Here is a 21,081-nt window from a genome sequence, read left to right as displayed (position 1 = left end):
TTATATTGTTATAATGATAACAAACTATTAAAAAGCAGCTACTATAGGCTGCTTTTATACTATATAGGATGGTGGTCTTATGATACTTGTTGTAGATGTTGGAAATACTAATATTGTACTTGGTGTATATAAAAATAAGAGTCTGATAGCAGACTGGAGATTATCTACGGATTCAAAAAGAAGTGCTGATGAGTACGGAGTAACGGTGCATCATCTTTTTATGATGAATAATCTGGATATAAAAGATGTTACTGGAGTGATAATATCTTCTGTAGTGCCTAATATAATGTATTCATTGGAGCATATGATAAAAAAATATATTGAGGTTGATCCTATAGTAGTAGGTCCAGGGGTGAAAACAGGTATTAATATCAAATATGATAACCCTAAAGAGGTAGGTGCTGATAGGATTGTAAATGCTGTGGCAGCACATGAGATATACAAGCGGCCCCTAATAATTATAGATTTTGGCACAGCTACAACCTTCTGCGCAGTAACTAGAAACGGTGATTACCTTGGAGGGGCTATTTGTCCGGGAATAAAAATATCTGCAGAGGCCTTGTTTGAAAGAGCAGCCAAGCTTCCCAGAATAGAGATAAATAAACCTTCTTCCGTTATATGTAAAAATACAGTTACAAGCATGCAGGCTGGTGTAATTTATGGATATATAGGTCAAGTAGACTATATAGTTTCTAAGATGCAAAAGGAAATGAGAGATTATGATAGCGAAAAAGCATTTGTGATTGCTACCGGCGGTCTTGCAAAGCTTATATCAGGTGAGTCGAAATATATAGATGAAGTGAATTCATATCTGACATTAGAAGGTTTGAGAATAATATATGAAAAGAACAAAGAGTAGGTGAATAGGTGAAAATTTTAAATCTTTCCTTTGATAATAATGTTTTTTTAGCACCAATGGCAGGAGTTACAGATATTGCATTTAGGGGCCTGTGCAAGGAGATGGGGTGCGGCTTAGTTTATAGCGAAATGGTCAGTGCAAAGGCATTGTTTTATGGGAGTGAAAATACTGAGACCTTACTTCGTACCTCAGAGGAAGAAAGACCGATTGCCGTTCAAATATTTGGTAATGATCCTTATATAATGGCAAAGGTCTGTGAAAGATTTAATACCGATGATGAAGTATGCATAGTAGATATTAACATGGGATGCCCTGCCCCTAAAATAGTCAATAACGGCGAGGGATCGGCATTGATGAAAACACCGGAATTGGCTGCAGAAATTGTTAGGGAAGTAAAAAGGGCTTCTATTAAACCTGTAACGGTAAAGTTTAGAAAAGGTTTCACAAATGATAAAATTAATGCTGTGGATTTTGCAAAAATTATAGAAGAGGCCGGTGCAGATGCTATAACAGTTCACGGAAGAACCAGACAACAGATGTATGAAGGTGTGGCAGATTGGGACATAATAGCTAGGGTAAAAGAGGCCGTTACTATTCCGGTCATAGGAAACGGAGATGTTAAGAGCGTAGAAGATGCAAAGTTGATAAAAGATATTACCAATTGTGATGGTATTATGATTGGCAGAGGAAGTTTAGGAAATCCATGGATCTTCAAGCAGATTAGAGATGGTCTTGCAGGAAGAAGGGTGGTTTATCCGGACTGTAGTGAAAGAATAGACTTGTGTATCAGGCATTATGGCCTTGCGGTTAAATATCATGGCGAATATAAGGCTGTTAGAGAGATGAGAAAGCATACAGCCTGGTATATTAAAGGCATGCCAAATTGTACAGAAATAAAAAATGCTATAAACTTAGAGAATAGCAGTGAGAATGTAATAAAACTTCTCTTGGCGTATAAGGATGAATTGTTGAATAATTTACAGCCATAGCTGAAAAACATATGATTTTAATTAAAATGATAGAATTTTAGAGGAGTTATGGGAATACAATTAAAATATAGCATGTATTTTCGAGGTTAATATGTATCCCATAGCTCATGTGACTTGTGATATAGCCAGAGGTTATGAAAGTGATTACTGGTTGACAAGAATTAAAGAACGTTTTTCAATCAGCAAGATAGGAGAAAGTAATATTAAGGACTTAAATCTAAGAATATCAAGAATAGCACTTCCTCCAAACTATAATCAAAAGAACTATATAAATAACATGAGTTTGGCAGCGAAAAAAGTCTCGCGGTCCAACGTATACGTGGCTCCGGAGACTTGGAGGCTGTATGACTATAATAATATATACAATACTTTTCAAAAGAAAATGTTTGCTCACAGCGTAATAGATAGTATAAAATTACTGCTGCGAGTCAGTAACAAGAGTTTAAAGAGTAGTTGTATAGCCATATATGATGCTTGTGACAATGTAAATAACGCGATTATTGAAGAGGCAGCAAAAAATTGCCGATTCATAATACTTATTTCTAATTTTATGGATAAATTAAATAAATTGTGTAATTATATAATAAGCGAATATGGGATATCTCCCGTAATAACAAATGATATAAAATATGCCTTTCAAAAGGCAAACTTTATTATTACCAGCAGAAAAGTACAAATTAAAAGTGAAGCCTTCACATGGTATGTAGATAATAGTCTCCAACCTGATGTTTCACAGGGTAAAGCTGTAAGTGAAGTAACCTATAGTGTTCCTTGGCAGGGAGATTATTCAGTAATGTCACCGCAATTATTGGGAGCAATATTATGTCAAATGGGTAGCAGAAGTAATATTGAGGATATTCTAAAACAAAACGATATATACATAGACAGTATACTATTCAATGGAAAGGTTATAAATTTGTAAATAACAATATGTTGACAATGATTAGTTAGCTGATTTATAATAACTTAAATGATTACAAGGCCTAATTATAATAAATATGTGAGTTTAAATACTTAAAGGTATTAACTAATTAATAATTGTGTAGTTATGAATAAAGGGGAGAAAGAAATGAGCGATGCAAAGAAGTATGTAATGACTTATGAAGGGGTTAAGAAGCTCGAAGATGAATTAGAGTATTTAAAAACCGTAAAAAGAAAAGAGATTACTGAAAAGATAAAAGTAGCTCTGGGATATGGTGACTTGAGCGAAAACTCTGAATATGATGAAGCAAAAAATGAACAGGCCTTTGTTGAAGGAAGAATTCTACAGCTTGAAAATATGTTAAAGAATGCTACAATAGTTGATGAAAGTGAAATACCAACAGATATTGTAAGCGTTGGATCTAAGGTAAGGGTAAAGGACTATGACTTCGATGAAGAAGTGGAATACATGATAGTTGGTTCCGCAGAGGCAGATCCAATGAACTTTAAAATTTCAAATGAGTCTCCGGTTGGAAAGGCCTTTATGGGTAAGAGGATTGGAGATGTTGTAGAAGTTGCAGTACCTGGTGGAGTTAGTAAGTTTGAGATATTAGGTATCAGAAGAGATTAACTTGGAGGGATTTTAGAATGGCCAATGAGGATATGAATATTAACATTGTTGAAGAGGAAAAGGCCTTTAACGAGCTTATAAGGCAAAGACGACAGAAACTGGCTGATGCTCAAGCAGCGGGCAAAGACCCTTTTGATGTGTACAAGGTAAATAGAACTCACACATCAAAGCAGATAAAAGAAAATTTTGATGAGTTAGAAAATCAGACCGTTACCGTAGCTGGTAGATTAATGTCTAAGAGAGTCCAGGGTAAGGCTGGATTCTCTGATATACATGATAGAGACGGTAAACTTCAGTTATATATAAAGATTGATGATGTAGGTGAAGAAAAGCTTAAGGAATTTAAGACCTTTGATTTAGGCGACTGGATAGCTGTTACTGGCTTTGTGTTTAAGTCAAAAACCGGCGAAGTATCAGTACATATAAAAGACTTCCAACTTATATCAAAGTCCCTGAAACCATTACCAGAAAAGTGGCATGGATTAAAGGATCCTGACTTAAGATACAGACAAAGGGAAGTGGACTTAATATCCAATCCTGAAGTAAAAGAAACCTTTATTAAAAGAACAAAAATTATCAGAGCTATAAGGGAGTTCCTTGATAACAGGGGATATTTGGAAGTTGAGACTCCAATACTTTCTCCTATAGCAGGTGGAGCTGCTGCAAGACCTTTTATAACTCACCACAATGCCCTTAATATAGACATGTATCTCAGAATAGCTACAGAGTTGTATCTAAAGAGATGTATAGTTGGTGGCCTTGAGAAGGTTTATGATATGGGTAAAAACTTCAGAAATGAAGGAATAGATATAAGACATAATCCTGAGTTTACAATGATTGAGCTATATGAGGCCTATGCTGATTATTACGACATGATGGAGTTAATGGAGAATCTTATTGCAGAAGTTTGCCAAAAGGTCAATGGAAGCATGAAGGTTACTTATCAAGGTACAGAAATAGACTTTACTCCACCGTGGAGAAGACTTACTATGGTTGATGCTGTAAAGGAATATGCCGGCATAGATTTTAATGAAATCAAGACTGACGAAGAAGCTCAGGCTATTGCTAAAGAAAAACACTTGGAATTCAAGAAAGATTTAAAGGATTGTACAAAGGCCGACGTATTAAATGCTTTATTTGAGGAATATGCTGAGGAACATCTGATTCAGCCAACCTTTATCATGGATTATCCAAAGGAAATCTCTCCTCTTACAAAGAAGAAGAGAGGAAATCCGGACTTTACTGAAAGATTTGAAGGCTTTATCTATGGTAGAGAAGTATGTAATGCATACTCAGAGCTTAATGATCCTATAGTTCAAAGAGACAGATTCAACCAGCAGGCTAAGGAAAGAGAACTTGGTGACGATGAAGCTTATGTGATAGATGAAGAGTTTATGAGTGCCTTAGAAACAGGAATGCCTCCAACAGGCGGTCTTGGAATAGGAATAGACAGAATAGTTATGTTCCTTACTGACTCATACTCTATAAGAGATGTCATAATGTTCCCAACAATGAAGCCGCTCTAAATTTAAAAGATAAAAGTTATATATCAGAAGAGTTCAAAGCGGTGCTTTGAACTCTTTTAAATAAAAAATTGGTGAATTGAAAAGTTAACTTCCACTTTGTAGAATTAACTTCCACCGTAAAATCGATACTAGATAAGATTTTTGGTTATAAGAGTAATTTTTTGCTTATTTTAGACAAAAATGAGGTATAATTTAAGTAGCTCAAGCAGATTTCAGCTGATTTTGGGTATAGCAAACAAAGGGTGAATATTTTCCGTTTTTTTTGCAAAGGTAAATTCCACCCATTGAAAAAGTTTTAACTTAAGCGCCAGCGGTAATCCCTGCTTGAGTAGGTTAATATTTTAATAAACTCGGATTCATGATAATCTCATTTGGTTTGATGAGTTCTGAATCCAACTTTGCGAGCGTTTTAGCGCCGTAAAGGAAGCTGAATACCGAGTATGGAGACTGGTCATTCAGCTTTTTTCTTGAATAAGAATTAATGTGACTCATCATCAATGAGATATCCTTCTGTTGAAATGAGTTGAAGCTCTGGCCTTTAGGAACAATTCTCCGGATCAATTCATGGTTGTTTTCTGCAGCACCTTTCTGATATGGCGCTGAAGGGTCGCAGTAGAAGATGCGTGTTATGCGGTTTCCCTGCCTATCAAACTCGATAGCCTTTGGATTTGTAAACTCACTGCCGTTGTCAGTTAGAATGACAGGAAATAGTTTTAGAAAAGTGTCAGGCCCCAGTTCCAAATAAAGATTTTCGAAAATATCTATGACGGAACGTGAAGTGTTTGCATCCCTAATAAAAGCAAGCATAAACTGAGAATCAACGAAATGGATAGTGAGCAACACCTTACCACCTTTAGTACCTTCAACAGAATCCATTTCAACTACTGGAGTATCAGGATTTTCCTTCATGAATTCAAGAAAATCCTGATATGTGCGTCCAATTCTGTAGGACTTATCCACTTTAAAATGATTTTTAAGCTTTTTTCTTGGACGATAAACAACTTTTCTTGGAAGGTCAATATTTTTTGTGGAGAAAAGATTGTAATCAATATAGTTGTAGATTGATTTTTCACTATGCATGATAAGGTCTCTGTTATTAACGCAGATATGGTGTATAGATTGACCTCTTTGAATGAGTGGGGTTATGATTTTATCAAGACGTTTAATCTCGTCCTCAGAAATAGTTATGCCGCTTCGTGACTCAGAACGACGAAGTACATATTCATCATGGGCATAGGAAGCATTATAGATTGCTTTCTCCAGAGTACATTTTGTAAGGCTAGCACATCCATTGCACACATAAGGTGGCTTAGAGAGTAAGTCACAAGTATATGCTTTGTAATCAGAACAGAATTTTGAACAATCTGAACAAAAGCGACAGCGTCGAATTCTACAATGTGATTTCTCACATAGATATGTATGGTTGCAAGTTAAACGATGAATACAGTTGTTAAAAGGTCTACCGTAAGAACCTGTTCGCTTGAACATGATATGATTTTTAACCTCTTTGGAAATGGTTGTACAATCTCGATCAAGCTCTCGGGCTATTGCTTTGAAAGAAAGGGAGGCTTTAAGCATTATTTCAATAGAGACTCTTTCCTCTAACGTAAAGTGTTTGAATTTAGCCATAATGAAAAACTCCTTCCTTACCAAGCAAGGATTACTGTAATGACGCATATATCAATATAATAATATTTTGTATTACTAAATTCCACTCTCTATACTCTTTCATATTTGTAGAATTAAAATCCACTCTTACCACCTAGAGAGGTGGAATTTACTTTTGCAATTAAAGAAATAAAAAATTGGTGAATTGAAAAGTTAACTTCCACTTTGTAGAATTAACTTCCACCGTAAAATCGATACTAGATAAGATTTTTGGTTATAAGAGTAATTTTTTGCTTATTTTAGACAAAAATGAGGTATAATTTAAGTAGCTCAAGCAGATTTCAGCTGATTTTGGGTATAGCAAACAAAGGGTGAATATTTTCCGTTTTTTTTGCAAAGGTAAATTCCACCCATTGAAAAAGTTTTAACTTAAGCGCCAGCGGTAATCCCTGCTTGAGTAGGTTAATATTTTAATAAACTCGGATTCATGATAATCTCATTTGGTTTGATGAGTTCTGAATCCAACTTTGCGAGCGTTTTAGCGCCGTAAAGGAAGCTGAATACCGAGTATGGAGACTGGTCATTCAGCTTTTTTCTTGAATAAGAATTAATGTGACTCATCATCAATGAGATATCCTTCTGTTGAAATGAGTTGAAGCTCTGGCCTTTAGGAACAATTCTCCGGATCAATTCATGGTTGTTTTCTGCAGCACCTTTCTGATATGGCGCTGAAGGGTCGCAGTAGAAGATGCGTGTTATGCGGTTTCCCTGCCTATCAAACTCGATAGCCTTTGGATTTGTAAACTCACTGCCGTTGTCAGTTAGAATGACAGGAAATAGTTTTAGAAAAGTGTCAGGCCCCAGTTCCAAATAAAGATTTTCGAAAATATCTATGACGGAACGTGAAGTGTTTGCATCCCTAATAAAAGCAAGCATAAACTGAGAATCAACGAAATGGATAGTGAGCAACACCTTACCACCTTTAGTACCTTCAACAGAATCCATTTCAACTACTGGAGTATCAGGATTTTCCTTCATGAATTCAAGAAAATCCTGATATGTGCGTCCAATTCTGTAGGACTTATCCACTTTAAAATGATTTTTAAGCTTTTTTCTTGGACGATAAACAACTTTTCTTGGAAGGTCAATATTTTTTGTGGAGAAAAGATTGTAATCAATATAGTTGTAGATTGATTTTTCACTATGCATGATAAGGTCTCTGTTATTAACGCAGATATGGTGTATAGATTGACCTCTTTGAATGAGTGGGGTTATGATTTTATCAAGACGTTTAATCTCGTCCTCAGAAATAGTTATGCCGCTTCGTGACTCAGAACGACGAAGTACATATTCATCATGGGCATAGGAAGCATTATAGATTGCTTTCTCCAGAGTACATTTTGTAAGGCTAGCACATCCATTGCACACATAAGGTGGCTTAGAGAGTAAGTCACAAGTATATGCTTTGTAATCAGAACAGAATTTTGAACAATCTGAACAAAAGCGACAGCGTCGAATTCTACAATGTGATTTCTCACATAGATATGTATGGTTGCAAGTTAAACGATGAATACAGTTGTTAAAAGGTCTACCGTAAGAACCTGTTCGCTTGTACATGATATGATTTTTAACCTCTTTGGAAATGGTTGTACAATCTCGATCAAGCTCTCGGGCTATTGCTTTGAAAGAAAGGGAGGCTTTAAGCATTATTTCAATAGAGACTCTTTCCTCTAACGTAAAGTGTTTGAATTTAGCCATAATGAAAAACTCCTTCCTTACCAAGCAAGGATTACTGTAATGACGCATATATCAATATAATAATATTTTGTATTACTAAATTCCACTCTCTATACTCTTTCATATTTGTAGAATTAAAATCCACTCTTACCACCTAGAGAGGTGGAATTTACTTTTGCAATTAAAGAAATAAAAAATTCGACAAAATATTTATCAAAAAAGTATTGCTTTTTTTAGAATACTTGATATAATATTTATTGTGATAAGCGTTCCGCGATAGCTCAATGGTGGAGCATTCGGCTGTTAACCGAAGGGTTGGAGGTTCGAGTCCTCTTCGCGGAGCCAATTTTATTTTTTGAAGATTAGGGGATCAGGTGAAAGCCTGATTTTTATTTTTATAAGTGGTTAATTTATAGAATATAAATTCAATGTGGAGCTTGTCTTGTATTGACAAATAGCTTTTATTTGGTACAATTATACTAAAGTAAATAAAGAAGGTACGATGATAAAGAAGAGTAGCCTTAATGATTTTTTTAGAGAGATGGTGGCTGGTGGGAACCATTAAAATTATAAGGTGAAGGGAGCTTTAGAGTATATATTTGAGAGAGCAGGGCTTATGCCAAAAAGGGTGGAACCGCGGTTATACCGTCCCTTATGGTATGGGTCCTTTTTATTTTATAAATAATAGGGGAGGATATCAAAATGGCTTTTGAAAAAACTATGGATAAGTTAGTAGCTCTGTGTAAAGGTAGAGGATTCATATATCCAGGATCAGAGATTTATGGTGGATTAGCTAATTCATGGGACTATGGTCCTTTAGGCGTTGAATTTAAAAATAACGTTAAAAAGGCTTGGTGGAAGAAGTTCGTTCAAGAAAGTCCATACAATGTAGGTGTGGATTGTGCTATTCTCATGAACAGAGAAGTGTGGGTGGCTTCCGGACACGTTGGCGGTTTTTCAGATCCTTTAATGGACTGTAAGGAGTGTAAGTCAAGATTTAGAGCAGATAAGTTAGTTGAAGATCACATGACAGAAAATGGTGCTGAGGTTGCTTCTGCAGATGGTTGGACCAATGAGGAGCTAAAGAAGTATATAGAAGAAAATGGCATAGTATGTCCAAAGTGTGGTAAGAAGAATTTTACTGATATAAGGAAGTTCAACCTGATGTTCAAGACTTTCCAAGGGGTTACCGAGGATGCAAAGTCAGAGATATATCTCAGACCAGAAACTGCACAAGGTATATTCGTTAACTTTAAAAATGTACAGAGAACTTCAAGAAAAAAGGTTCCATTTGGTATAGCGCAGATAGGTAAATCCTTTAGAAATGAAATAACTCCGGGTAACTTCATTTTCAGAACCAGGGAATTTGAACAAATGGAATTAGAATTCTTTTGTGAACCAGGTAAGGATTTAGAGTGGTTCAAGTACTGGAAGGACTACTGCTGGAACTTCTTATTAAGTCTTGGTATGAACAAGGATAATTTAAGAATGAGAGATCATAGTGCTGAAGAGCTTTCCTTCTATAGTAATGCCACTTCCGATATAGAATATTTATTCCCATTTGGCTGGGGAGAACTATGGGGTATAGCTGACAGAACAGATTATGATTTGAAGCAACATGCTAACCATTCCGGAGAAGATATGTCCTATCTTGATCCAAATACAAACGAAAGATATATACCATATTGTATAGAACCTTCCTTAGGAGCAGATAGAGTAGCGCTTGCCTTCCTTGCAGATGCGTATGATGAAGAGGAACTAGAAGGTGGAGATGTAAGAACAGTGTTGAGATTACACCCTGCTTTAGCTCCGTTTAAAGCTGCTATACTGCCTTTGAGCAAGAAACTTTCGGAAAAATCAACTGAGATTTATGATATGCTAAGGAAGAAGTTCAATGTAGACTATGATGAGGCAGGAAGTATAGGTAAGAGATATAGAAGACAGGATGAGATAGGAACTCCTTTCTGTATTACTATAGACTTTGATACCTTGGAAAACAATACAGTAACAGTAAGAGATAGAGATTCAATGACTCAAATTAGATTAAGTGTTGATGAATTAGAAAAGTATCTCGCTGAGAAAATGGAGTTTTAGCAAAAAAGAGCACTTCAAAGTGCTCTTTTTAACTTTATATGGCATATGACTATACTGTTGGTTTTGTGAGAAAGTATACCAATATACTGGAGGTAAAGCTAAAAGCTCCAATACCTGAAGCTATGAACTTTGATGTCCTGTTTATCTTTTCTTTGTATGTAAATATTAGACTAATGATTAAGCCTATGGGGATTCGGAAGCTATAATTAACCGAAACATACATCTGACATAAAAGCCATATCAGCACCAGCTTAATTAATAAGAACTTTTCTGGCTCTCTACGTTTTTTATGAGCTATGTATATTAATGGTAGAGTGAGAAACATTGTAAGAAGTGGCATAGTATCACCTATATAAATTAATATGGTATATTATATTTTGTGGAAGATAATTTAATTAATATTTTCACATTTTTTAACCATGATGTTATAATAAATTATTAAAAGGGAATTATTTATAGATGGACAAAGGTTTGAATTTTTTGTAAAATTATCTAGGAGGAAAACAGTGTATGAAAAGGAATTTCAGCGAGTTTAAAGCGTTTATCAAGAATAAGAAAACTGCAGTAGTTGGTATAGGTGTCAGTAATATACCGCTTATAAACTTCCTGCTTCAATTAGGGGCAAAGGTTACCGCCTTTGATAAAAAGTCTATGGAAGAGTTAGGTGAGGTAGGTAAAGAATTTACCGAAAAGGGAGTGGAGCTTTCATTAGGTGAAAACTATTTGGATAGGCTAAAGGGCTTTGAGGTTGTTTTCAAGACTCCATCAATGAGAATAGATAGTGATGCACTGCAGGCTGCCAAAAGAGAAGGGGCTTATATTACCTCTGAGATGGAGGAATTTATGAGGTATTGTCCTGCGAAAATATATGGGGTTACAGGCAGTGACGGAAAGACCACAACAACTTCAATAATATACAACTTATTAAAGGAAGCCGGATATAAAACTTGGGTTGGTGGCAACATTGGAACACCCTTGTTTTCAAAGATAGAAGATATTCAAGCACAAGATAGGGTAGTTTTGGAACTTTCATCCTTTCAACTTATGACAATACAAGTTTCTCCTGAAGTGGCCGTTGTAACTAACATGACACCAAATCACTTGGATATGCACAAAAGTATGGAAGAATATATAGATGCTAAGAAAAACATATATAAGTTTCAGAATAAAGAAGGTGTCTTAATCTTAAACAAAGATAATGACATCACCTATTCATTTGTTGCCGAAGCAAAAGGAAAGGTACGGCTATTTAGTAGCAGCAGGGACGCAAATGGCTACTATAAAGATGGTGGACTATATATAGATGGTAAAGAAGTTTGTAAAAAAGACGAAATAATTATTAAGGGTATGCATAATGTTGAAAATTACTTGGCGGCATTTTTGGCTGTGAAGGATGAAGTACCAAAGGAAATCATGAGAAAAGTTGCCCTTAGTTTTAAAGGTGTATCACATAGAAGCGAATTTATCAGAGAAGTGGCCGGAGTTAAGTATTACAATGACTCTATAGGTTCAAGCCCTACAAGAACCCTTGCTACTATATCAGCCTTTGACAAGCCTGTAGTTCTGATAGCAGGTGGATACGACAAACATATACCTTTTGAACCCTTAGCTGAGAAGGGATGGGACAAGATAAAAGCTTTAGTGCTGTTAGGAGCGACTAAGGAAAAAATAAAGGAAGTATTTGATAAAGTTCTAAAAGAAAAACAAGTTAATATTCCTATTTATATAGTGGATTCTTTGGATACTGCAGTGAGCAAGTGTGAGAAGATTTCCGCTCCTGGTGATTATGTTGTGTTATCTCCAGCATGTGCTAGCTTTGATATGTTTCCTAACTTTGAAGTAAGAGGAAATAAGTTTAGGGAGTTAGTGAATAGCTTATAGTATCTCTCGATATTAAAGCATTTACTGAAAGGAATATACAGTAAGTGCTTTAATATTTTAATAGTATATAAGCGAAAGGAAGGAAATTATGAATATTATATTGATAGGTATGCCTGGAGCAGGTAAAAGTACATTAGGCGTACTGCTTGCAAAGGCTTTAGGAAAGAACTTTATAGACACTGATATTATAATACAACAGAATGAAGGAATGAAACTATTTGAAATTATTAACAAGTGCGGATTAAAGGGCTTTCTAGACATAGAGGAATGGTATATACTAAAACTTGAAACGGAAGACTCAGTGCTTGCAACCGGAGGAAGTGTTGTCTATAGTAAAAAGGCTATGGAACGTCTTAAAAGCATGGGAACAATAGTATATCTCAAACTCCAATATGAGGAGATAGAGCGCCGACTAAAGGATATAACTACAAGAGGGGTTGCCATTGGGAATAATATGACGCTGAAGGAACTATATTTAGAAAGAAAGTCCTTATATGAGAAATATGCTGATATCATAATTGAATGCGACAATAAAGGCATTGAAGAAATTGTTGAGCATATAATTAAAATATTGGCATAAGTTATATAATGAGAGTATTAGTTTTTACATACTGAGCATAAGATGATATAATAGTATTAATAATCGCTAGTAAAATTTACATAATGGAGTAACAGTTTTTATATTTGTAGTATAAACTATTATTTAGATTAACCCTAGTATACCAAAAAGGCGGTGTAATTTATAAATTATTACATGTAAATGTTTACATTTTTATATGCATGAAGGAGAATGACTATGAAATTTAAGAGAGTTGCTGTAGTATCAGATATACATGCCAACATTCATGCCTTAAAGGTGTTTATGGATTATTTAAACGCAAGGCCTGAAATAGAGATAGTTTTAAATTTGGGAGATTTTCTTCAGTTAGGTCCCAATCCCACTGAAGTGTTTGATATTGTTGTTGAGGACAAAAGATTCGTCAATATACTAGGCAATAATGAAATTGAACTAATAGAAGAAGCAGGAAAAGATGAAAGCCTAGAGAGAATAAAACATATGGAATGGACAAAGAACGCTATTGGAGAGCACCGTTTAAAGAAACTAAGAGACGTTCCCAAGTCAAAAGCTATAGATCTATACGGGAAGAAGTTCATGATGGTTCATACTGTAACAGAGCAGTATATAGACTTAAAGGAATTGGAAGAGTGTGAGTATGTACTAATGGGGCATACTCACCAACAAGTTTTTGGGAGCTATTGGAAGGAAAGGCGGATAATGAATCCGGGGTCTATAGGCCATACTCCAAATGGACTTGTCAATTTTGCAGTTATTGAAATATGTGGTGAGATGATTAACTTTGTCTTCAAGAATATCAGCTATAACAAAGAACTTTTGCATAATGATCTGTTAAAATTCAATGTGCCTGGAGCACAAAGGATAATTAAGCACTTAATAACGCCGGGGGAACTTTAAATTCCGGCGTTTTTGTTATTTTTGGAAAAAAATAAAAAAATAATTTACCAGAATAAGTTTTTTAAGTATAATATAATTGATAAATGTAAAAATAATGATGAATATTATTATATTTCCTAATTAGAAAGATTATATTAAAAAAGTTAATATTATCGTTTAAACTTATTAGCTCAAGCTTGCTGTACGCTTAGAGGAATAACTGGGGAACTTTAGTAAAAAAGGGGGGAGAAATGTGAGGAAAATAATTACTTTTGGAACACTTAAAGGGGGAACAGGTAAGTCAACTACAGTATTCTCAACAGCGGGCATATTGGCAGAAAGAGGATACAGGGTGTTGATAATTGATGTAGATCCACAGGCAAATATTACGTCAAATCTTGGTATAGATGAAACCCTAGAAGGTTACATAGGCATAAAAGAACTATTTGAAGACGAGAGGATCAATCCGGAAAAAGCAATTATTAAAGGACCCATCAGGGAGCTTCCTACACTGGATATCATAGGAGCATCTATGGGATTGACATCTACGGAAATGAGAATAATTAGCTATCCCGGTAGAGAGTATTTATTAAAAAAGTACTTTAGGAAATACAATAGTACTTTTAACAGATATGACTACATAATATTCGATACAAATCCAAGTATGTCAATTACAAATCAAAACAGTTTTGTAGTTAGTGATGCAATTGTAATCGTTTCTGATATCGGGATTAATTCTCTAAAGGGTTTGGAACTGTTTGTTGCTCTATGGGAGGATATTGTAGATAGACTTGACATTGAAAACAATATTAAAGGGCTACTCATAAATAAGTATAATTCACGCAGCAGTATTTCAAGAGAGTTTGTTGAGTACTGCAATGAAGAAGAGGATATTAAGAGGCTTCTGTTCCGTAGCTTTATACCTGCAGATGAACGAATCTCAGAATGTGAGCTATCAAGAAAGCCTGTTAATCTTTTATACAAAAATTGCGAGATTTGTGAAAAGTACAATTCATTTGTTGATGAACTAATTAGCAGAGTATAAAGTGAGGGGGGTTAAATAATGGCAAATAGGTTTAGAGCAGCTATTAAAGGCACCAGTCAAGAAATCTTGTCTGCCGGTAAAGTTACTGTTCCACAAGAAGAACCGGTAGTCGTAGAGCCTACTATGGATATCAAAGAAGTGGATGAACAAGTAAAAGAAAAAGAAATTCAGCCAAAGGAGCAGATTTCCGCTGTGGAAGAACCTGCGATAGAGTATCCGGTATATGGCGATATTTCTTTTGAAAAAGTATCCGAATTTTTAAAACAGAAGGTTAATGCTAAAATATTTGAACTTAGAATGAGTAAGGTTAAGGATATACTAAATGCATTAGTTGACTATAGAAATTCTCATAAGCCGGTTATGCTTTGCGATGTTAAAGATAATATCCCCTATTGGATTGCTGCGGTAAAAATGTCCCTACCTGAAAAGGTAGGATCAACCCTTGTGTTTAGAAGTTACGGTAATGAAAAGCATCCAGAAATAACAAATTGTCTGATTTTCATAGATGAAGAGGAAGAAAAACTGAATAGTAAAAATTATACAGATGAAGATGCTTCGGTTATAGTTTTCAACTTTGCAAAGGGTACAAGCTCTAGAGTTACATATAACAGCAAATACTCTGAACTGGCTCAGGTTGGATATATGTTAAACGATCAGAGTTTTTATGTTTTTGAAAACTTTGTAGACGAGTTTGATTATACAAAACTTGGTCCTGATATCGATAGTTGTCTAGAATTATTTTATCTGATTAATAATGGCATCGAGTTTATGGACTATGATTCAATAGAAAATGCCATGAGTTTTATAAATAAGTATGCTGTTAAAGATACTTATAAAATGCTGCTTCAGAAAATGAATGTAGTTGTAACCAGAATTGGAGTGGATATTGATGAAAGAACTGCATTTATACTAACAAGTACAATGGTTAATATGGCAAGTAAGTTAGGTGAAGAAGTATTCTACCACATGGTATGTAAGTTCTTATACAGCTATACACAGAGTCTACTGGAAAGAACTGATGAAAGCAAGATAGGTATAGTTTATAAGTTCTTCAACGATATCAAAGAACTTGAAGGACATGATATTAATCAGTTTGCAAAGTACAGTTTAGGTGAAGAAAATGTAAGAAAACTTTCTTCATATGTCTCTGATTATGACAGTAAGTACGCTAAATTTTATCTAAGCATAGTATTGGATATTATAAAGGATAGCAATATTGGGTCAGTAGACAATAATTTATTTGAAGATTTTGTGAGTAAATGTGCAGACCGATTAATTAAGAGCAATGTAGATCTAAGAGAAATAATAGGAAAATTCAGAGGAAACTTGAATTATACTGCCAGCGTGCTAGGACTTTATTACAGCAAGCTCCAAGATAATGAAATAATGAGAAAAGATGCAGTTAAGTTCTATATGGACAAGCTTGAAGAGAATAATACCAAGTCAATAGAACTAAGAAATCTTGTATTCAGTACACCGAAAGGAAAAGATCTTATATTTGACGAATTCATTATGAAATTAGAAGCTTCTGATAGAAAAGATGAATTCTTCTGGATTTATTCTGCGCAAGTTTTTGATAGTATAAATGGATTTAAAGAAAAATATTTTTCAGAAGCTATACAGTGCTATTTGAAGCTGATTAAAAATGAACTTATATATAAAGACCAATGCTTGAAAATCATTAACATGGCTTCTAAGAATCAAGTTCAGTTAGATGACCAAATGCTTGCAGCTATAATAGAAGAGTATGAAAATCAAATACCATTAGCTGTACAAGATAAAGAAACAAAAGCTATAATGATGAATCTATCAAATATAAAGAAGTCAAGAAAGATTGTTACCACCAATAATGTAGCAGCTCTAACTGAATTTGGTATGAAGCTGGAGGGTGCAACAAATTACAGGGATTTATCAGATCTATTATCTACGGGTATACCAGACCTTACAAAGGTTTCTGATAATAAGTACCATGAATTCATTGAATGGACAGTTAATTTACTCCTAAATAATAGCCATAGTAGAATTATGGATATATTGACCTACTACAAAAAAGTTACAGATATGAAGGAGCATGGCTCTGAGAGATTTGTTGAGCATTGCTTAAACATTGAGAGCATAAGACAAACTACTGCAACAGTTAGCAAAATGAATGCAAAGCAGGTTCAATTCTACATGAGTATTATCCTTGAATATCTTATAAAGACCGGAAGCCATTGGAATAGTAAGGGAGCATATGAGGAATTCTTAAATAGCTGTGTAGATTTTCTGTCAAATCAAAGTAAAGAATTATACGCTGTACTAGATGGCATATCTGATGCTAGGGAGTATTTTGCAAATATATTGGTGAGATATTATAGTAATTTGAATAATAATTCTTCAGAGGCAGTTAAGTTCTTAATTGAAAGAAGCAAGACTAACAGTGAGGAATGGATTGAGGGTGTAAGACAATACATAAGTGGCAGTTCAAAAGGTTTGGAACTACTCCTTAACGAGTTTAAGATGTTGTTTGATGCTGCGGAGGATAAAGCCGAGTATTTCTGGTATTATAATAATAATGTATTTAATAAACTTTTGAGATATAAGAAGGAGTATTTTTCACCTGCTTTTGAGTATTATATGACCCACATTGAAGGAACTGAAAGATATACTGAAGAATGCATGAATATACTGGAAATGGTGGCGGACGAAAAAGTAACCTTAGCGCCAACGGTACTAGCAGCTATTATAAAAGAATATGAAGCAACAATACCTTTGCTATATCCGGCAGAGCAAACCTTAAGTATCATAGAAGAAATTGAAAATATTAAAGAAAAGAATAATGTTACTGTAACTCCTAATGTGGGAGATATCCTTAGACTTGGAATTGATGTTGAAGCTATCCAAGAGCCTGAGATGCTTATTGTAATGTTGAGGGATACAAATGTTCAAATACATGGAATTACTGATATTAGGTATTCCGAGTATTTGAACTGGTGTTTACCTAATGTATTTAATAAAATTAGTGTTCTTGAAAATGCCGAAATCATACGCAACGTTTTTTATGTAGAGGAGCATAAAGAAATCTTTAATAATAAATATAACGAGTTGCTTATGTCTCAAATTCGCACCGGAAGACTTTCTGCATCTAAGAGTGAGCTCCTCAGCCTCTTAAAGGATATGAATTTGCAAGTTTCAGAGCTTTGCAATATAATAATTTCATACTTTAGCAAGCAAAAAGAACTGGGCGAAGTAAAGGATTCTGTAGGATTGTTTGTAGACATTATCGACAGCAAGTCACCAGAACAAGCTACAGAAATGAGAAGATACATCAGTTCATTACCTCACGGAAATGATATACTTTTTGAGGAGTATCTCAGCAACTTAAATGTAGCTTCTAATGTTCAAAAGTTCTTCTGGAGATATGTAAAGAATGTGTTCAATGAAATAGAAACCTATAAATCAAAGTATTTTGTAGGGGCTATCAGTAAGTACCTAGATAGTATAGAAGGAACACAGGATTATTCAAAGGCATGCTATGAACTTTTAAATATCATAAAAGAGGGAAAAGATGAACTTGGAAATGAACTTGAAGCTAGGATACTTTCAGGTTGCGAAATGATGCTTTCTCTTTCTAAGAGCTATGAAAGTCAAGAAGAACTTATAAGAGAAATAGAAGACATAAAATCCACAAGAAACATTAAAACCTCCCCTGACATGGTAGCTTTAGTGAGATTTGCTACAGAGTTTGAAAAAATTAAAGATCTAGATGCTATGCATAAGTTACTAAACAACACTAATCTTCAGCTTCAGAATATGGATATAATCAAGTACGAAGAATTTCTAGATTACTTCTTGCCAAGAGCTGCTTTGAGTGTTAACTCCTGGACCTTGCATGCTGTAATTAAAAAGGTATTCTGTGTTGAGAAGAGAAAGGCTCTGTTCTTCACTAAGTATGTTGCAATACTTGCAGATAATATTGATTTAGACAAGCTATTGGGCGCAAAAATATTTGCAGAGTTCATAATATACTTCTTTAATGCAAGAGAGCAGCATGGGGAAGATTTATACGTACAAGTTAAAACTACCTTAGTTAATATTTTGTACAGACTGCAGGGAAATACTTTAAAAGACATCAATAATTCCTTAAAGGCAGAAATTAGCGGTATGAGAAATAAAGAAATGATAATCAAAGACTGGGATCAAATGTATAGTAGAGTAGTACCTACAATTAAGTCGGAACAAGGATTCTTTGGAAAGCTCTTTGATAGAAGATAGTAGCTCTTGACTAATAGAGACTGGACCGAAATCTATGAATCAAATAATTATATAAGAAACAATAGCAACCTAGGAGATAAAATTCTCCTAGGTTGTTTTCTTTGCTGGTGTATACAATTGGGGAATAGGATAATCCATATGTGCTTTTATTCTGAAAGGAGCATAATACTCTACCTGGTGTGTCAATAATAGTGATTTTGAATAATAATTAGATATTACAAGCTATTAGTATATATTCTTAAAATTTAGATTATCTATAAAAAAGATATCTTTATTACTGTGTTATTATATAAAACGTCGCTGGAACACAGAGACAAGCTTAATGTATAAAATAATTGTCACCATTTATACGAATTATTTATGATTTTAAAATATACAGTTAAAAATGTTGACAAATTAATTTTATAATGTTAAGATATAAAAGCTGTCAGACGACAGCGAAATAATAACAAGTTGGTCTTTGAAAATTGAACAGAGATAAAGATAATTCTTTTACAAGAATAAATCATGGTCAGCGATTTCTTTGACAGACGGAAGTCTGAAAAATAAATTTAGCGATAAGCTAGAGTTCAAACTTTTAAATTGAGAGTTTGATCCTGGCTCAGGACGAACGCTGGCGGCGTGCCTAACACATGCAAGTCGAGCGGGGGACTTCGGTTCCCAGCGGCGGACGGGTGAGTAACACGTGGGTAACCTGCCTCATAGAGGGGGATAGCCTCCCGAAAGGGAGATTAATACCGCATAATAAGCAGCTATCGCATGATGGCAACTTTAAAGGAGCAATCCGCTATGAGATGGGCCCGCGGCGCATTAGCTAGTTGGTGAGGTAACGGCTCACCAAGGCCACGATGCGTAGCCGACCTGAGAGGGTGATCGGCCACATTGGAACTGAGACACGGTCCAGACTCCTACGGGAGGCAGCAGTGGGGAATATTGCACAATGGGCGAAAGCCTGATGCAGCAACGCCGCGTGGAGGATGAAGGCCTTCGGGTTGTAAACTCTTGTCTTCTGGGACGATAATGACGGTACCAGAGGAGGAAGCCACGGCTAACTACGTGCCAGCAGCCGCGGTAATACGTAGGTGGCGAGCGTTGTCCGGATTTACTGGGCGTAAAGGATGCGTAGGCGGATATTTAAGTGAGATGTGAAATACCCGGGCTTAACTTGGGTGCTGCATTTCAAACTGGATATCTAGAGTGCGGGAGAGGAAAGTGGAATTCCTAGTGTAGCGGTGAAATGCGTAGAGATTAGGAAGAACACCAGTGGCGAAGGCGACTTTCTGGACCGTAACTGACGCTGAGGCATGAAAGCGTGGGGAGCAAACAGGATTAGATACCCTGGTAGTCCACGCCGTAAACGATGAATACTAGGTGTAGGAGGGTCCAACCTTCTGTGCCGCCGTTAACACATTAAGTATTCCGCCTGGGGAGTACGGTCGCAAGATTAAAACTCAAAGGAATTGACGGGGGCCCGCACAAGCAGCGGAGCATGTGGTTTAATTCGAAGCAACGCGAAGAACCTTACCTAGACTTGACATCTCCTGAATTACCGGTAATGCGGGAAGCCCTTCGGGGCAGGAAGACAGGTGGTGCATGGTTGTCGTCAGCTCGTGTCGTGAGATGTTGGGTTAAGTCCCGCAACGAGCGCAACCCTTATTGTTAGTTGCTACCATTAAGTTGAGCACTCTAGCAAGACTGCCGGGGTTAACTCGGAGGAAGGTGGGGATGACGTCAAATCATCATGCCCCTTATGTCTAGGGCTACACACGTGCTACAATGGCGAGTACAACGAGAGGCAAAGCCGCGAGGCGGAGCAAAACTATAAAACTCGTCCCAGTTCGGATTGCAGGCTGAAACTCGCCTGCATGAAGCCGGAGTTGCTAGTAATCGCGAATCAGCATGTCGCGGTGAATACGTTCCCGGGCCTTGTACACACCGCCCGTCACACCATGAGAGTTGGCAATACCCGAAGTCCGTAGTCTAACCGCAAGGAGGACGCGGCCGAAGGTAGGGTCAGCGATTGGGGTGAAGTCGTAACAAGGTAGCCGTAGGAGAACCTGCGGCTGGATCACCTCCTTTCTAT

14 protein-coding genes, 1 tRNA gene, 1 rRNA gene and 1 other annotated feature are annotated in these 21,081 nt (G+C 35.8%); of the genes, 14 read left to right on the top strand and 2 right to left on the bottom strand.

Going from position 1 to position 21,081, the window contains the following annotated elements; genetic code table 11:
* Positions 1–79 precede the first annotated feature (79 nt).
* The 5 genes from FHY60_RS15740 (at position 80) to lysS (ending at position 4,926) form a co-directional block, all read left to right on the top strand.
* On the top strand, positions 80–859 hold the full coding sequence (locus FHY60_RS15740; RefSeq protein WP_139905924.1) for a type III pantothenate kinase: 780 nt from the start codon (positions 80–82) through the stop codon (positions 857–859).
* Positions 860–867: 8 nt separating this feature from the next.
* The gene (dusB, locus tag FHY60_RS15735; protein WP_139905923.1) at positions 868–1,848 is read left to right on the top strand and encodes a tRNA dihydrouridine synthase DusB; all 981 of its coding nucleotides are present in this window, start codon (positions 868–870) and stop codon (positions 1,846–1,848) included.
* Between the two features lie 109 nt (positions 1,849–1,957).
* Positions 1,958–2,770, top strand: a complete 813-nt coding sequence (locus FHY60_RS15730) for a hypothetical protein (RefSeq protein ID WP_180375421.1) — start codon at positions 1,958–1,960, stop codon at positions 2,768–2,770.
* A gap of 147 nt (positions 2,771–2,917) precedes the next feature.
* Positions 2,918–3,400 carry a transcription elongation factor GreA gene (gene greA, locus FHY60_RS15725; RefSeq protein ID WP_139905921.1) on the top strand — a complete coding sequence of 161 codons (483 nt, stop codon included), beginning with the start codon at positions 2,918–2,920 and terminating at the stop codon, positions 3,398–3,400.
* A gap of 17 nt (positions 3,401–3,417) precedes the next feature.
* Positions 3,418–4,926 (top strand): lysine--tRNA ligase, encoded by a 1,509-nt coding sequence (gene lysS, locus FHY60_RS15720; RefSeq protein WP_139905920.1) that lies wholly within the window; start codon positions 3,418–3,420, stop codon positions 4,924–4,926.
* A 333-nt stretch (positions 4,927–5,259) separates the two neighbouring features.
* Here lysS and FHY60_RS15715 read toward each other — a convergent pair whose 3' ends face one another.
* Entirely contained in the window at positions 5,260–6,555 is a 1,296-nt protein-coding gene (locus tag FHY60_RS15715; RefSeq protein WP_139905919.1) for an IS30 family transposase, read from the bottom strand.
* A gap of 441 nt (positions 6,556–6,996) precedes the next feature.
* Positions 6,997–8,292, bottom strand: coding sequence for an IS30 family transposase (locus FHY60_RS15710; protein ID WP_139902412.1), 1,296 nt, complete (start codon positions 8,290–8,292; stop codon positions 6,997–6,999).
* Positions 8,293–8,541: 249 nt separating this feature from the next.
* Here FHY60_RS15710 and FHY60_RS15705 point away from each other — a divergent pair.
* The 9 genes from FHY60_RS15705 (at position 8,542) to FHY60_RS15670 (ending at position 21,077) form a co-directional block, all read left to right on the top strand.
* Positions 8,542–8,616: transfer RNA gene (locus FHY60_RS15705), tRNA-Asn, on the top strand.
* Between the two features lie 148 nt (positions 8,617–8,764).
* Positions 8,765–8,927: a binding site (T-box leader), on the top strand.
* A 46-nt stretch (positions 8,928–8,973) separates the two neighbouring features.
* A complete protein-coding gene (locus FHY60_RS15700; protein ID WP_139905918.1) occupies positions 8,974–10,365 on the top strand; it encodes a glycine--tRNA ligase in 1,392 nt (463 codons plus the stop codon).
* Between the two features lie 38 nt (positions 10,366–10,403).
* The gene (locus tag FHY60_RS18060) at positions 10,404–10,571 is read left to right on the top strand and encodes a hypothetical protein (protein WP_180375420.1); all 168 of its coding nucleotides are present in this window, start codon (positions 10,404–10,406) and stop codon (positions 10,569–10,571) included.
* Between the two features lie 304 nt (positions 10,572–10,875).
* Positions 10,876–12,246 (top strand): UDP-N-acetylmuramoyl-L-alanine--D-glutamate ligase, encoded by a 1,371-nt coding sequence (murD, locus tag FHY60_RS15695; protein WP_139905917.1) that lies wholly within the window; start codon positions 10,876–10,878, stop codon positions 12,244–12,246.
* A gap of 88 nt (positions 12,247–12,334) precedes the next feature.
* The gene (locus FHY60_RS15690) at positions 12,335–12,826 is read left to right on the top strand and encodes a shikimate kinase (protein WP_139905916.1); all 492 of its coding nucleotides are present in this window, start codon (positions 12,335–12,337) and stop codon (positions 12,824–12,826) included.
* Positions 12,827–13,042: 216 nt separating this feature from the next.
* Positions 13,043–13,720, top strand: a complete 678-nt coding sequence (locus FHY60_RS15685) for a metallophosphoesterase family protein (protein ID WP_163216155.1) — start codon at positions 13,043–13,045, stop codon at positions 13,718–13,720.
* A gap of 232 nt (positions 13,721–13,952) precedes the next feature.
* On the top strand, positions 13,953–14,744 hold the full coding sequence (locus tag FHY60_RS15680; protein WP_163216158.1) for a ParA family protein: 792 nt from the start codon (positions 13,953–13,955) through the stop codon (positions 14,742–14,744).
* Positions 14,745–14,762: 18 nt separating this feature from the next.
* The gene (locus tag FHY60_RS15675; RefSeq protein ID WP_139905913.1) at positions 14,763–18,998 is read left to right on the top strand and encodes a hypothetical protein; all 4,236 of its coding nucleotides are present in this window, start codon (positions 14,763–14,765) and stop codon (positions 18,996–18,998) included.
* A 578-nt stretch (positions 18,999–19,576) separates the two neighbouring features.
* A 16S ribosomal RNA gene (locus FHY60_RS15670) occupies positions 19,577–21,077 on the top strand.
* The last annotated feature ends 4 nt before the right edge of the window (positions 21,078–21,081 follow it).

Source organism: Clostridium thermarum (genome assembly GCF_006351925.1).
Taxonomy (GTDB): Bacteria; Bacillota; Clostridia; order Clostridiales; family Clostridiaceae; genus Clostridium_AU; species Clostridium_AU thermarum.
The sequence above is the reverse complement of the archived record's forward strand: the minus strand, read 5'-3'. Positions and strand labels throughout refer to the sequence as shown.

Coding starts and splice junctions, on each gene's coding strand:
- lysS (WP_139905920.1), top strand. CDS start 3,418: ATGGCCAATGAGGATATGAATATTAACATTGTTGAAGAGGAAAAGGCC.
- FHY60_RS15710 (WP_139902412.1), bottom strand. CDS start 8,292: ATGGCTAAATTCAAACACTTTACGTTAGAGGAAAGAGTCTCTATTGAA.
- FHY60_RS15690 (WP_139905916.1), top strand. CDS start 12,335: ATGAATATTATATTGATAGGTATGCCTGGAGCAGGTAAAAGTACATTA.
- FHY60_RS18060 (WP_180375420.1), top strand. CDS start 10,404: ATGGCATATGACTATACTGTTGGTTTTGTGAGAAAGTATACCAATATA.
- FHY60_RS15700 (WP_139905918.1), top strand. CDS start 8,974: ATGGCTTTTGAAAAAACTATGGATAAGTTAGTAGCTCTGTGTAAAGGT.
- greA (WP_139905921.1), top strand. CDS start 2,918: ATGAGCGATGCAAAGAAGTATGTAATGACTTATGAAGGGGTTAAGAAG.
- murD (WP_139905917.1), top strand. CDS start 10,876: ATGAAAAGGAATTTCAGCGAGTTTAAAGCGTTTATCAAGAATAAGAAA.
- FHY60_RS15715 (WP_139905919.1), bottom strand. CDS start 6,555: ATGGCTAAATTCAAACACTTTACGTTAGAGGAAAGAGTCTCTATTGAA.
- FHY60_RS15685 (WP_163216155.1), top strand. CDS start 13,043: ATGAAATTTAAGAGAGTTGCTGTAGTATCAGATATACATGCCAACATT.
- FHY60_RS15675 (WP_139905913.1), top strand. CDS start 14,763: ATGGCAAATAGGTTTAGAGCAGCTATTAAAGGCACCAGTCAAGAAATC.
- FHY60_RS15740 (WP_139905924.1), top strand. CDS start 80: ATGATACTTGTTGTAGATGTTGGAAATACTAATATTGTACTTGGTGTA.